The organism is Nonomuraea jabiensis (assembly GCF_014204795.1).
GTDB lineage: Bacteria > Actinomycetota > Actinomycetes > Streptosporangiales > Streptosporangiaceae > Nonomuraea > Nonomuraea jabiensis.
Genome location: NZ_JACHMB010000001.1, coordinates 7,711,480 through 7,723,868, shown reverse-complemented (window position 1 = coordinate 7,723,868; position 12,389 = coordinate 7,711,480). Strand labels below are relative to the sequence as shown.

At 72.6% G+C, this 12,389-nt stretch carries 11 protein-coding genes; 6 read left to right on the top strand and 5 right to left on the bottom strand.

Annotated elements, in window-relative coordinates:
- Nucleotides 1-4 precede the first annotated feature (4 nt).
- Nucleotides 5-2,002 (bottom strand): ABC transporter substrate-binding protein, encoded by a 1,998-nt coding sequence (locus HD596_RS35295; RefSeq protein WP_185073758.1) that lies wholly within the window; start codon nucleotides 2,000-2,002, stop codon nucleotides 5-7.
- 273 nt (nucleotides 2,003-2,275) lie between these two features.
- Here HD596_RS35295 and HD596_RS35290 point away from each other — a divergent pair, with 273 nt between their 5' ends.
- From HD596_RS35290 to HD596_RS35280, 3 genes are read left to right on the top strand one after another with little or no spacing between them, the layout of a single operon-like run.
- Nucleotides 2,276-4,105: a DUF2264 domain-containing protein gene (locus HD596_RS35290; protein WP_185073756.1), complete on the top strand. Its 1,830-nt coding sequence runs from the start codon at nucleotides 2,276-2,278 to the stop codon at nucleotides 4,103-4,105.
- Nucleotides 4,089-5,138 carry a LacI family DNA-binding transcriptional regulator gene (locus tag HD596_RS35285; RefSeq protein WP_221519659.1) on the top strand — a complete coding sequence of 350 codons (1,050 nt, stop codon included), beginning with the start codon at nucleotides 4,089-4,091 and terminating at the stop codon, nucleotides 5,136-5,138. The genes HD596_RS35290 and HD596_RS35285 overlap by 17 nt, the downstream gene beginning before the upstream one ends.
- Nucleotides 5,135-6,130 (top strand): hydroxyacid dehydrogenase, encoded by a 996-nt coding sequence (locus HD596_RS35280; RefSeq protein WP_221519658.1) that lies wholly within the window; start codon nucleotides 5,135-5,137, stop codon nucleotides 6,128-6,130. Before HD596_RS35285 ends, HD596_RS35280 begins: the two co-directional genes overlap by 4 nt.
- Before the next feature lie 11 nt (nucleotides 6,131-6,141).
- Here the strand turns inward: HD596_RS35280 and HD596_RS35275 are convergent, their stop codons facing one another.
- Both HD596_RS35275 and HD596_RS35270 read right to left on the bottom strand, forming a co-directional pair.
- A complete protein-coding gene (locus HD596_RS35275; protein ID WP_185073753.1) occupies nucleotides 6,142-7,158 on the bottom strand; it encodes a class I mannose-6-phosphate isomerase in 1,017 nt (338 codons plus the stop codon).
- A 6-nt stretch (nucleotides 7,159-7,164) separates the two neighbouring features.
- Entirely contained in the window at nucleotides 7,165-8,097 is a 933-nt protein-coding gene (locus HD596_RS35270) for a DMT family transporter (protein ID WP_185073751.1), read from the bottom strand.
- A 93-nt stretch (nucleotides 8,098-8,190) separates the two neighbouring features.
- On the opposite strand from HD596_RS35270, the gene HD596_RS35265 reads away from it, so the two are divergent.
- The 3 genes from HD596_RS35265 (at nucleotide 8,191) to HD596_RS35255 (ending at nucleotide 11,143) form a co-directional block, all read left to right on the top strand.
- Nucleotides 8,191-9,069, top strand: a complete 879-nt coding sequence (locus HD596_RS35265) for an AraC family transcriptional regulator (RefSeq protein WP_246555065.1) — start codon at nucleotides 8,191-8,193, stop codon at nucleotides 9,067-9,069.
- 92 nt (nucleotides 9,070-9,161) lie between these two features.
- Nucleotides 9,162-9,626 carry a hypothetical protein gene (locus tag HD596_RS35260; RefSeq protein WP_185073747.1) on the top strand — a complete coding sequence of 155 codons (465 nt, stop codon included), beginning with the start codon at nucleotides 9,162-9,164 and terminating at the stop codon, nucleotides 9,624-9,626.
- An 11-nt stretch (nucleotides 9,627-9,637) separates the two neighbouring features.
- Nucleotides 9,638-11,143 (top strand): multicopper oxidase family protein, encoded by a 1,506-nt coding sequence (locus tag HD596_RS35255; protein ID WP_185073745.1) that lies wholly within the window; start codon nucleotides 9,638-9,640, stop codon nucleotides 11,141-11,143.
- A gap of 169 nt (nucleotides 11,144-11,312) precedes the next feature.
- Here the strand turns inward: HD596_RS35255 and HD596_RS60585 are convergent, their stop codons facing one another.
- Both HD596_RS60585 and HD596_RS35250 read right to left on the bottom strand, forming a co-directional pair.
- Nucleotides 11,313-11,534 carry a hypothetical protein gene (locus HD596_RS60585; protein WP_221519657.1) on the bottom strand — a complete coding sequence of 74 codons (222 nt, stop codon included), beginning with the start codon at nucleotides 11,532-11,534 and terminating at the stop codon, nucleotides 11,313-11,315.
- Nucleotides 11,480-12,304 (bottom strand): SPFH domain-containing protein, encoded by an 825-nt coding sequence (locus tag HD596_RS35250; protein WP_221519656.1) that lies wholly within the window; start codon nucleotides 12,302-12,304, stop codon nucleotides 11,480-11,482. Before HD596_RS35250 ends, HD596_RS60585 begins: the two co-directional genes overlap by 55 nt.
- Nucleotides 12,305-12,389: the final 85 nt, after the last annotated feature.

Sequence of the window (12,389 nt, the reverse complement as noted above, 5' to 3'; positions counted from 1 at the left end):
CGGCTCAGGCCCCGAAGTACCAGGTCGGCACGTTGACGAGGCCGGGCGAGAGGAACTGGAAGGCGTCGGGGTAGCTCGCCGGCACGTTCTTCAGCTTGTTGCTGACGATCGCGTAGCCGTCGGTGGGCAGGACGATCCCGATGGCGTAGAACTGCTCCTTGGCGATCGCGAGGATCTGCCGGAACAGCTCCTTGCGCTTGGCCTGGTCCGGCTGGGTCCGCATCTGCCAGTAGAGCTCCATCTGGCGCAGCGTCTGCGCGGGCGGCTTCTCCCCGTCCGCGCTCTCGCCGCGGGTCTGGAAGTACATGCCCCAGCGGGTGGCGTAGTTGGACTCCTCCCCGTTGGGGAACCACCAGCGCGGCTCGTCGATCTCGATGCGCAGGCCGCCGTCCCCGGCCCAGACGTTCGCGTCGTGGTCGTTGGCCTTGGCCGCCTTGCGGTCGTAGAACAGGGTGCGCTCGATCGGGTTGACCTTCATCTCGACGCCGACCGCCGCCCAGTTCTGGCGTACCATCTCGGCCGCGTTGGCCCACTCCGGGAACAGCGTGATCAGGTCGAGGGAGAAGCGCAGCCGCTCACCGCCCGGCAGCAGGCGGAAGCCCTCGCCGTCCTTCCGGGTCAGCCCCGCCTTGTCGAGGTGCTGGTTGGCCAGGTTCACGTCGTACTGCGTGTACTGCTTGGCCATCTGCTCGTCGAAGAACTCCGAGTTGCGGTGCGGCGCCGCCTGCCAGGGCTCGCCCTGGCGCTGGTAGGCGGTGTTGATGATGTTCTGCCGGTCGATGGCGTGGGACAGGCCGACGCGGAAGTCCTTGTTCCTGAAGACCTCGCGCAGCTCCTTGTCCTTGTGGCACAGGTTCAGGGAGATGATCATCCGGTTCATCGAGGTCGGCTCCACCTTGACGAACCGGTAGCCGCCCTTCTGGCGCCCCTCGGCCAGCACCGGCTTGTTCACGTCGGAGTTGATGTGCCGGGCGTGGAAGTCGAGCTTGCCGTCCACGCCCTGGAGCAGCATCACCTCGGCCTCCTGGATGATCGCGAACTCCAGCTTGTCGATGTAGGGGAGCTGGGCGCCGCCGGAGTCGACCTTCCAGTAGTACGGGTTGCGCTCGGCCACCGCCCGGTCGCCGGTGTTGAGCGGGTCGGTCACCACCCACGCGTGCAGGGTCGGGCGTTCGGGGTTGTTCCACCACTTGATCCGGTCTTCCCAGTAGGCCGCGAACTCGCCGAAGCCCTTCTTCTTCAGGTCCTTCTCGACGTCCTTGTTGTACGTCGGGTGGAAGTCCTTCAGGTAGTGCTTGGGGTAGAAGCCGAAGTTGGTCCCGGTCCAGGTGGCAGTGCGGCAGCCGTCGATGAAGTCGCCCTTGGGCTTGGCGAAGGTGAGCTTCACCGTATGGTCGTCGACCTTCTCCACCTTGGCGCGCTCGCCGTCCACGTGCAGCAGCGCGGGCACTCCCGTGGTGGTGACCTTCTCGTTGTAGTAGACGTCCTCGATGGCGAACAGCACGTCGTCCGCGGTGAACGGCTCGCCGTCCGACCAGCGCATGCCCTTGCGCATGCGCAGGGTGTACTCGGTGCCGTCGGCGTTGGCGGTAACCTCCTTGAACGTGCCGGGCAGCGTCGCCTTGCCGGCCGGGTCGACCCGCAGCATGGGCTCGTAGGCGATCAGGCGCTCCAGCCACGGGTCGTCGCCCTCGCCGAGGCAGGCGCCGTGGTAGGTGCCGCCGTAGCCGCCCAGGCCCTCGGGCCCGTCCACGACCAGGCGATCGGCCGCCTCGGGCAGCCGTTCGGCGAGCGCGGGGAGCTTGCCCGCCTTGACCTGGTCGGCGAGCATCGGGGCCTCCAGCGGGCGGTCGGCCGGGGGCGCGCTCTTCGACGGCTGCGCGCCGCCCTGCGATCCGCCGCCGGTGCACGCCGACAGCGAGGTGGTGACGAGGAGGGCGCCGCCGCCGAGCCTGATCAGGTCGCGACGGCTGAGGCTGGAGGGATCGGGTCGATAGGCCATGTCGAGACTCCAAGAACGGCTGGGGGCGGATGGCTTGGTAACCGGTTACTCGACAAGTTGCGCTGAACGTTAAGAGCCGTTGACACGGTCGTCAAGACCCGGCTGTATGGCGTCGATTCCCGAAATTCCGGACTTAGCAGCGGCTTCACCGCGCGGCCCGGCGGAGTTGTTAGCATCTCGTTACCTTCGGCCGCGACGGGCCTTGACGGCGGTTGTGAGGCGTGCGTATGTTCGACCCCATCCGACTAGTAACCGGTTACCAGGAGGTAGTCCGTGCGTGCTGACCGCCCTCGCGAGCACTGGGTGAAGGTGGCGGACGGGCTGCTCGACGCCGTGGTGCCGTACGCCTCCCCTGGCTTCGCGCAGTACCGGCTGCCGGGCCGGACGAGCTGGTCGGGGGCCGACTCCGACGGGCTCGAAGGCTTCGCGCGCACCTTCCTGCTCGCCGCCTTCCGCCTCGCCGGCGACCCGGCCGGCGCGCCCGCCGGCCTGCTGGAGCGCTACGCCGACGGGCTCGCGCACGGCACGGACCCGGGCAACGAGTACGCCTGGCCGGCCATCACCGACCTCAACCAGACGATCGTGGAGGCCGCCTCGATCGCGATCGCGCTGCACGAGACCCGGCCGCTGCTGTTCGACCGGCTCGACCCCGGCGTCCAGGAGCGGGTGGTGTCCTGGCTGGGCGGGATCGTGGGCAAGCGCGCCTGGCCGTGCAACTGGGTGCTGTTCAAGGTGATCGTCGAGCAGTTCCTGGCCGGGGTCGGCGGGCCGTACGACCAGGGCGAGATCGACGGGCACCTCGCGGAGGTGGAGCGCTGGTACGTCGGCGACGGCTGGTACACCGACGGCGCCGGGCAGAACTACGACTACTACTGCGGCTGGGCGATCCACCTCTACACGCTGTGGTGGACCAGGATGTCGGGCGCCGACGCCACGGTCCACAAGGAGCGACTGCGCACGTTCCTGGACGGCTACCGGCACTTCTTCGCCCCCGACGGCGCCCCCATGCACCAGGGCCGCTCGCTCACGTACCGCATGGCGAGCCTGGCCCCGCTCTGGCTCGGCGCGATCTTCGACGCCTCCCCCGTCGAGCCGGGGACCACGCGCCTGATGGCGGGCCGCACGCTCGACCACTTCGCCGCCCACGGCGTGCCCGACGAGCGCGGCCTGCTCACCCTGGGGTGGCACCGGCCGCACCTGCCGACGACCCAGGGCTACTCGGGGCCGGCGTCGCCGTACTGGGCGAGCAAGGGATTCCTGGGCCTGCTGCTCGGCCCGGACCACCCCGTCTGGACGGCCCCGGCCACCGCGCCCGGCGACGGCGACCTCGCCCTGACCCTGCCCGCGCCCGGCTGGCTCCTGCACCGCACCGACGGCGTCACCCGCCTGGTCAACCACGGCAGCGACGGCAACGACCCCGACAGCGCCAAGGACGACCCGCACTACGCCAAACTCGGCTACTCCACGCACACCGCGCCCGAGACCGGCCCCGGCGGCCGGGCCGAGAACGTCGACAACCACCTCGCGGTGCTCCTCCCCGACGGGCGCGCCACCCGCCGCCGCCGCATCGAGCGGATCGGCGTCGCCCACGGCTTCGCCGCCTCCCGCTACGCCGACGGCGAGGTCGTCGTGGAGACGGCCTCCGTGCTCGACGGCCCGTGGGAGGTGCGCGTGCACCGCGTCACCGCCCCGGCGGGCAGCGTGGTCCGCGACGGCGGTCACGCCCTCGCCTCCGGCGAGCCGTGCGCGGTCACCCTGGCCGGGCTCACCGCGTCCGTGGCGACCGGCGGCCTGGTGAGTGAGATCGCCGGCCTGCACGGCTGGCGCACCGCCCAGGCGGCGCTGCGCCAGGACGAGAACGCGATCGGCCCGCACTCCGCCACGCCGTACCTGGTCGGCGCCCATCCGGGCGGCGCCGCGGTCTACGTCTCGGCGGTGCGGCTGGGCCGCGGCTCCCCCGCGCAGGCGCCGGATATCCGCGTGAACGGCGACCAGGTCTCGTGGAATGATGCCGCTGGATCAAGGGTCACGGTCGCGCTCGGCCGCGAGCCCGGCTACACCCGCAACGGACCCGTGGGGGAGCGCGTTGTCTGGACCGGCTAAGCGCGTCACCATCCGCGACGTCGCCAAGCACGCCGGGGTCTCGGTGGCGACCGTCTCGCGCACCCTGGCCGGCGACTACCCGGTGCAGCCGAGCACCAGGCACAAGGTGCTGCGCGCGGTGCGCGAGCTGGACTACGTGCCGAACGCCCAGGCCAGGGCGCTGTCCGTGGCCTCGCCCGGAGCGGTGGCGATCGTCGTCAACTCGGTGTCGGTGCCCTACTACGCCTACATCGCCCAGGGCGTGGAGGAGCAGGCCGCCGCCGAGGGGCGCCTGTCGCTCATCTGCACCACCGGCGGCGACATGGAGCGCGAGCTCAGCATCGTCCAGATGATGCGCGAGCAGCGCGCCGAGGCGGTGATCCTGGTGGGCAGCGTGATCCTGGACGACGACTACCGCGAACGCATGACGCGCTACGCCCACGGGCTGGCCTCGTCGGGTTCGCGCCTGGTGCTGTGCGGCCGGCCGCCGCTCGGCGAGGGGGTCCCGGCGCTCACCGTCGGGTTCGACAACAGGGGCGGAGCCCACGCGGTCACCGCCCACCTGCTGTCGGCCGGGCACCGGCGCATCCTCTACCTGGGGCTGCGCCCCGGCCACACCACGTCCGACAGCCGCGTCGCCGGTTACCGCGCGGCCCTGGCCGACCACGGGCTCGGGCACGACCCGGCGCTCGAGGTGCGCTGCGATTTCGACCGGTCCGCCGGATACGCGGCGATGAAGCGGCGGCTCGCCGCCGGGCGCGACGACTTCACCGCCGTCTTCGCCGCCACCGACGTGATCGCCGCCGGGGCCGTACAGGCGATCCACGAGCACGGCCTGCGCATCCCCGAGGACGTCTCCATCGTCGGCTACGACGACGTGCCCCCGGCCGAGGACATCGGGCTGACCACGGTCCACCTGCCGCACGCCGAGCTGGGCCGGGCCGCCGTACGCCTGGCCCTGTCCGGCAAGGACCCGCTGGCCGAGCCGCCGATCACGCTCGGCACCCACATCGTGGTCAGGAGCTCGGTGGGGCGGCTGCGGAGCGTGCGGTGAGAGCCGCCTTCGCGATGCACGGCGCGTTGTTCGGCGAGCTCTTCCCCGATGACGTGCGCGAACGGCTGGCCGGGGTGGTCGACGTCCCGGCCGCCGTGCTGCCCCACCTCGGGGGGACGCTCGCCGACGTGGACGTGCTGATCACCGGCTGGGGGTGCCCCCGCATCGACGCGGCCGTGCTGGAGCGCGCGCCCAGGCTGCGGGCCATCGCGCACGCCGCCGGCAGCGTCAAGGGGCACGTCACCGCCGAGGTGTTCCGGCGGGGCATCGTCGTGTCGTCGGCCGCCGCGGCGAACGCGGTGCCGGTCGCCGACTACACGGTCTCGATGCTGGTCCTGGCCGCCAAGTCGGTGCCGCGCCGGGTCCACGCCTACGCCGCGGGCGGCTGGCCGGACGGCCCCCGCCCCGGCGGGGTGCCGGCGCCCGGCGAACGCGCGGGGCTCGGGGCCGCCACCGTCGGCGTCATCGGCGCCTCACGCGTCGGGCGCCTGGTGATCGAGCGGCTCAGACCGTACGGGGTGACCCCGCTGCTCAACGACCCCTGCCTGGACGCCCGCCAGGCCCGCGAGCTCGGCTGCGAGCCGGTCGGCCTCGACGACCTGTGCCGCCGCGCCGACCTGGTGACGGTGCACGCGCCCGCCCTGCCCGAGACGTACCGGCTGCTGGACAAGCGCCGGCTCGGCCTGCTGCCGGACGGCGCCACGCTGATCAACACCGCCCGCGGCACGCTCGTCGACACCGAGGCGCTCACCGGCGAGTGCGTGTCCGGCAGGCTCAACGCGATCCTCGACGTCACCGACCCCGAGCCGCTGCCTGCGGGCCACCCCCTGCTGTCCGCGCCGGGGGTCTGGGTGACCCCGCACGTCAGCGGCGCCCGGGGCAGGGAGCTGCGCGCGCTGGGAGAGTACGCGGTGGGCGAGGTCGAACGGTTCGTCGCGGGCCGGCCGCTGCACGGCCAGGTCCGCCTCGCCGACCTACCGCGGATCGCCTGACTGCCGTTGGTTCAGGCCGGTTTGCAGCGCACCGCCGTGACGTCGCCGCGCAGCGTGCACCACCCGGCCGCGTACGGGACGAGCAGCGTGTCCCCCGCGCCGACCGGGACGGGAGCGCCGTGCTCCCACTCGACGGAGCCGTCACCGGACGTGATCACGACGACCGAGTACGCCGGCTCCAGCACGCTGACGGGATCGGGCCGCAGCCGCTCGGCCGCGAAGAACTCGTCGGCGAGCTCGGCGAAGAGCCGCCGGACCCCGGGCCGGGCGTCGGCCGCCTGGTGGCGGGCGCGGCGCAGCTCGGCGAGCCGTTCCGCGCCCCAGCCGCTCCGGTCGACGCAGGCGAGCGCCAGGTCGTAGCCGAGCCCCAGGTGCCCGGCCACCCGGCCGTCGACGGCGAAGCCCTCCCACTCCAGCAGCACGGAGAAGTCGGTCGGCTCCTGCACCTCGACCATGAGGACCCCGGCCCCGATCGCGTGCGGCAGGCCCGCGGGGCACAGGACGGCGTCACCGGCCCGCACCGGCACCCGGTTGGTGGCGCCGAGCATCCGGTCGATCCGCTGGTCCGTGACCCAGCCGGCCAGCTCGTCCGGCTCGACGTCTCTGGCGAAGCCGAGGTGCACCACCGCGCCCGGCTCGGCCGATACGATCATCCACGCCTCGGTCTTCCCGTACGGCGAGGCCAGGTGGGCGGTGGCGAACCGGCGGTCGGGGTGCACGTGCAGCGGCAGGCGCTCGCCCGTGTCGAGCAGCTTCACCAGGATCGCCGGGTCGGCGCCGTGCTCCGCGACGTGCCGCTCCCCCAGCCACCACAGGGGATCGCCGGCGATCGCCGCGGCCAGCGACCGGCCGTCGGGCAGCGTGGTCAGCCCCGTGGGCGCCGCGCCGAACCGGCTCGTGGTCGAGGCGATCCAGTCCTCCGGATAGTACGGGTCATCGGCGGGACGGGTGCCGCGGAACGTGTCGATGCGCCCGTCGCCCCGGTAGAACGAGCGCGGTGTGTTGGCGGGCAGCCGGTAAAGGGTCATGTGTCTTCAATTCCCCCGCCGTACCGGGAGCCTGCCCTGGGTGACGGCGAGGACGGCGCCGACGAGCAGCACCACCGCGCCCACCGCCTGCACTGTGCCGAACGACTCCCCCAGGAACAGGGCGGAGCACGCGGTCCCCACGACGGGCACGACGAACATCATGATCGACGCCGACGCCGGTCCCACGTCGCGGATGCCCCGGTAGTAGAGCAGGTTCGCCACCGCGGTCGGGCCGAGCGCCACGAAGGCCACGTTCAGCCAGACGTAGGCGGGCACGTCGGACCAGGCGACCTCGGCGGCCGACGGCGCGCTGTAGATCGCCAGGAGCACCGCGCCGCTCACCGTCGCGTACGTCGTCGCCTTGAGCGGGTCGATGCCCGCGAGCACGCGGCGGCCGGTCAGCGTGAACGCCGCCCAGCAGCAGGCGCTCAGCAGGAAGAGCAGGTCCCCGGCGAGCCGGCCCTGGCCCGCGCCCGCCTCCCCGCCCGAGCCCACGAAGAAGACCACGGCGCCGGCCGCGCCGGTCGCCAGCCCCGCCACCCGCGCCACCGACGCCCGCTCCTGGCCCATGACCAGCAGGAACGACGTGGTCAGCACCGGACTCATGACCGGGACGATGGTGCTCCCGTCGATCGCCGGAGCCAGCGACAGCCCCCAGAAGAACAGCACGTTGTAGACGAAGACACCCAGCACGCCGGCCCCGGCCGCCCGCGCCCAGTCACGCAGCGGCGGCCGCCGCCGGCGGGCGCCGGGCTGCCGGGAGAGCCGCAGGGCGACCAGCAGCGCCAGGGCCCCGCCGCCGAAGCGCAGGGTCGCGACCACGGAGTGGGGCAGGTGGTCGACGATCACCTTGGAGGCGCCGAAGCCGCTCCCCCACAGCAGCATCGTCGTGACCAGGAGAAGGTACGGCCGGGTGCCGCTCGTTACAGTGCTTGCCATGGGTTCACCTCCGCAACACGCCGTACCGCGCCGGAGAACAGAGGAGACGGGCGCGGCGGCGATCCAGCCTGCGCCCGGGGCGACATGCCGGTCTTGTACGCTCGTGCGCGGCGGCGGCCGGACGGTGACGCGGTGACCGGCGAGCGCCGCAAACCCCGGGAGTGGGCCAGCTACTGGCGCGCGGACGGGCTGCCGCTGGAGGCCATGTACGCGAGCTTCCTGCGCCACCGCTACCACCGGCACAGCCACGAGACGTACTCCTTCGGCGTCACCGAGCACGGCGCGCAGACCTTCACCTGCCGTGGCGCCGGGCACACGAGCGCGGCCGGGATGGTGATGGCGTTCAACCCCGACGAGGTGCACGACGGGCACGCGGCCCACGAGCTGGGCTTCACCTACCGGATCGTGCACATCGGCCAGGACCTGATCACGGACGTGCTCCAGGACCTGACCGGGCGCCCCGCCGGGCTGCCCCTGTTCGCCGCGCCGGTCCTCGCCTCACCCGTGCTCGCGCGGCGGCTGCGCCGGCTGCACACCGCGCTGCAGCACGGCGCCGGCCCGCTCGAACGCGACGAGCTGCTCTCCTCCACCGTGGCCGCCCTCGTACACCTGGCCGCGCGCACGCCGCCCAGACCGCCCGCCGCCCTCGGCGCGCCCGCGGCCACGCGACTGGCCGCCAGGGCGCGCGAGCTGATCCACGACCGCCACGCCGAGCCGATCAGCGCCGACGACCTCGCGGCCTGGACCGGCTCCAGCCGGTACGCCGTCTACCGGGCCTTCCGCACGGCCTACGGGCTGGCGCCCAGCGAGTACCAGCGCCAGCTGCGGCTGCGCGCCGCCCGCCGCCTGCTCGCCCGGGGCCATCCGGCGGCCCGGGTGGCGGTCGAGACCGGGTTCACCGACCAGGCCCACCTCACCCGCTGGTTCACCCGCTCGTACGGCGTCACGCCCACCCAGTATCGACTGGCCTGACCCCTTCCCAGTCCGCCCCAAGTCTCCGACCATTCCCTCCCAAGTCACCCTCCCTAACGTGACTCGCGACAACACCGGACAGGGAGGGTGCGATGAAACACGTCTACAAGGTCTTGGCCTACCTGGTGGCGATCGAGGTCGCCGTGCAGGCGTCGATGGTGGTCTGGGCCGACGCCGGGCTCAGCCTGTGGGTCGAAGGGGGCGGCGTCGTCGACAAGACGCTCATGGAGAGCGGCGAGACGCCGTTCGCCGAGGCGCTCGGGCTCATGGTCCACGGCATGAACGGGATCTTCGTCATCCCGGTCCTCGCGCTGCTCCTGCTGATCTCCTCGTTCTGGGCGAAGCTGCCCGGGGCCGTGAAGGCGGCCGGGCTGGTGCTGCTGCTGGTCGTCCTGCAGATCACCTTCGGCCTCCTCGGCCACAGCATCCCGCTGGTGGGCCTCGTACACGGCCTCAACGCGCTGCTGCTGTTCACCGCGGCGCTCTACGCGGCACGCCGGGGCGCGGCCGTGAGCCCGGCCGCCGTGCCGGGGTCACAGCACGCGGCCCGCGGCTGACGGAGCGTCCCATGCGCCGCAACCGCCCGGGCCGCGGCCGGGTCCGCACCGCCGTCGCGTGCGCCGCGACGGCGGCCGTGCTCGGGCCGCTGGTCTGGCTCTGGCAGGACAGCCTGCTGCCGTCCGCGTACTCCGTCATGGACATGGGGTACGCGGACTACGGCGGCGGGCCGCAAGGCTCCCACGGGGCGCATGCGATGGGCGGCGCCTCCGGGACCCACCACGGCGGGCGCGACGTGACGGAACTGGTCGCCGACACGGACCGCCCGGCCGACGTCACGATGACCGTGGTGGCCCGCAAGCAGCGGTTCCGGCTGGCCTCCGGCCGCGCCTTCGACGGCTACACGCTCAACGGGCAGTCGCCCGGCCCGGTCATCAAGGCCGTCCAGGGCCAGCTGGTCCAGGTCCGGCTGGTCAACGAGTCGGTGCCGGGCGGCATCACGCTGCACTGGCACGGCGTCGACGTGCCCAACGCCGCGGACGGCGTCGCGGGCGTCACCCAGGACGCGGTCGGCATCGGCAAGGAGTTCACCTACCGGTTCGTCGCCGACCGCGCGGGCACCTTCTGGTACCACTCGCACCAGATGTCGCACGAACAGGTCCGCGGCGGCCTCCTCGGCGCGCTGGTCGTCTCACCGGCCGGCACCGCCGGCGTCAAAGACGTCGTGGCCCTGGTGCACCTGTACGGCGGCATCCGCACCGTCAACGGGCGCGAGGGCGATGTCCGTGTCAAGGCGGCGCCCGGCACGCGGGCACGGGTCCGGGTGGTCAACACCGAGTACGGCGTCATGCCGGCCTGGGTGAGCGGCGCGCCGTACCGGCTCGTGGCCGTGGACGGCACCGAGGTCAACGGGCCCGCGCCGGTACGGGACCAGGCGGTCGCGGTGGCCGCGGGAGGACGCGCCGATCTCGAGGTCACCATGCCCGCCGGCGGCTCCCCCGTGCGGATCCACCTCGGCGGTCCCGCCGGCGTCGTGCTCGGCTCGACGTCGTACGACGCACCCCCGGTGCCACGGCCGGCGGCGACGCTCGACCCGCTCACGTACGGCACCCGGGCGCCGCTCGCATTCGACCCCGCCAAGCCCGACCGGCGCTTCGAGTACGCCGTGGGCCGCCGCCCCGGCTTCCTCGACGGGGTCCCCGGCGTGTGGTGGACGATCAACGGCCATCTCTATCCTGACGTGCCCATGTTCCACGTGACCGAGGGTGACGTGGTGCGGATGCGCATCTCCAACGACAGCGGCGAGGCGCATCCCATGCACCTGCACGGCCACCACGCCGTGGTCCTCACGCGCGACGGGGTGGCCGCCACCGGCAGCCCCTGGTGGGTGGACTCCCTCGAGGTCGGGATCGGCCAGACGTACGAGATCGCGTTCGTCGCCGACAACCCCGGCGTCTGGATGGACCACTGCCACAACCTGCCGCACGCCTCCGAAGGGCTCACGGCCCATCTGATGTACGAGGGCGTCACCACCCGGTTCACCGTCGGCGGCTCCGCCGACAACAAGCCCGAGTGAGCCCGGAGCAGGAAGCGGGCCGGGCGGTTTCAGGACCAGGCGATCTCACCATGGCGGAAGACGAAGCGTCCGATGCCGGCGCCGCGTTCTTCGATGGCGAGGGCCGCGAGGACGGGCCCCTTCCCCCAGAAGGGACACCGCGCCATCGAACAGCGGGGAACCTCGCCGATCAGGAAGCCGGGGTGTCCCGGTCGATCGCGGAACGCAGCACTCCCACCATGGCGGCGAGCTCGGCCAGCAGGCCCGACACGGTGGTCCGGTCGCTGCCGTTGATCGACACCATGCGCAGTTCCTCCGGCTTGGGGAGTTTCGCCATGATCTCGGGCAGCAGGCCGATCAGCTTGGCCTGCAGGCTGGCCGGAGACTGCTGGTTGTCGATGTCGGCCCGCATCCGCAGCCGCTCCACGTCCAGCAGTGCCCGCTCATGGTCGGCCAGCGCCCGCGAACGCGCCAGCTCCAGCTCGCCGGCCGCAGCCCGGCGAGCTCCCGCTCGTTCTCCAGGCGCTGGGTCTCCTTGAGCCGTTCGGCCGCCATCTCGCGCTGGGTGATCGCCTCTTCGGACTGCAGCTCGGCCAGGCGGGCGAGCTGTCCCTGCTCGGCCCGGTAGGGCTTCTGCAAGTTCTCCCAGAGCCGCGACGAGCTGACCACGGCCTCCTTGATCTGAACGGTGACGATGCGCAGACCGAGCCCCTGGTCGCTGTCGTCCTCGCCCTCGGCCACCGCGCGCAGGCGGGCGGTCAGCTCCTCGATGATGGGCTGCTTGTCGCTGAGCACGTCGCGCACGCCCATGGTCGCGACCTTGTCCTTGATGGCCGCCTCCGCCTGCTCCCGAAGCTGGAGGTTGACCAGCCGCATCGGGCCCTGCGGATCGCTGAAGTCCAGTTTGCGGTAGGCGACGGGGAAGGTCTGGATGATCCACTGCACGTACCCCTGCACCAGCACACCCTGGAGCTCGCGGCAGACGCAGTAGGCGTTGATCAGGATGGTCTGGGTGGCCCCCGGCACGACCAGGAACGAGTCGGTGGACGGGTTGAAGCGGAACGACACCCCCAGGCCGACGTGCAGGGGCTTCTCGCGGCCACGCCGGGTGTGCACCACGAAGGCGTTGGGCGGGACGAGCACGTTCTTCCAGCGCCAGAACCCCGTGATCCGTACGTCCACCGGGCCCGGGGCCACCTTGTGCTCATCGTCCCCTCCGCCCGCCTCACGACTGCGGCCGAGTCTTGCCTACGCCGCCGAGCCGCCG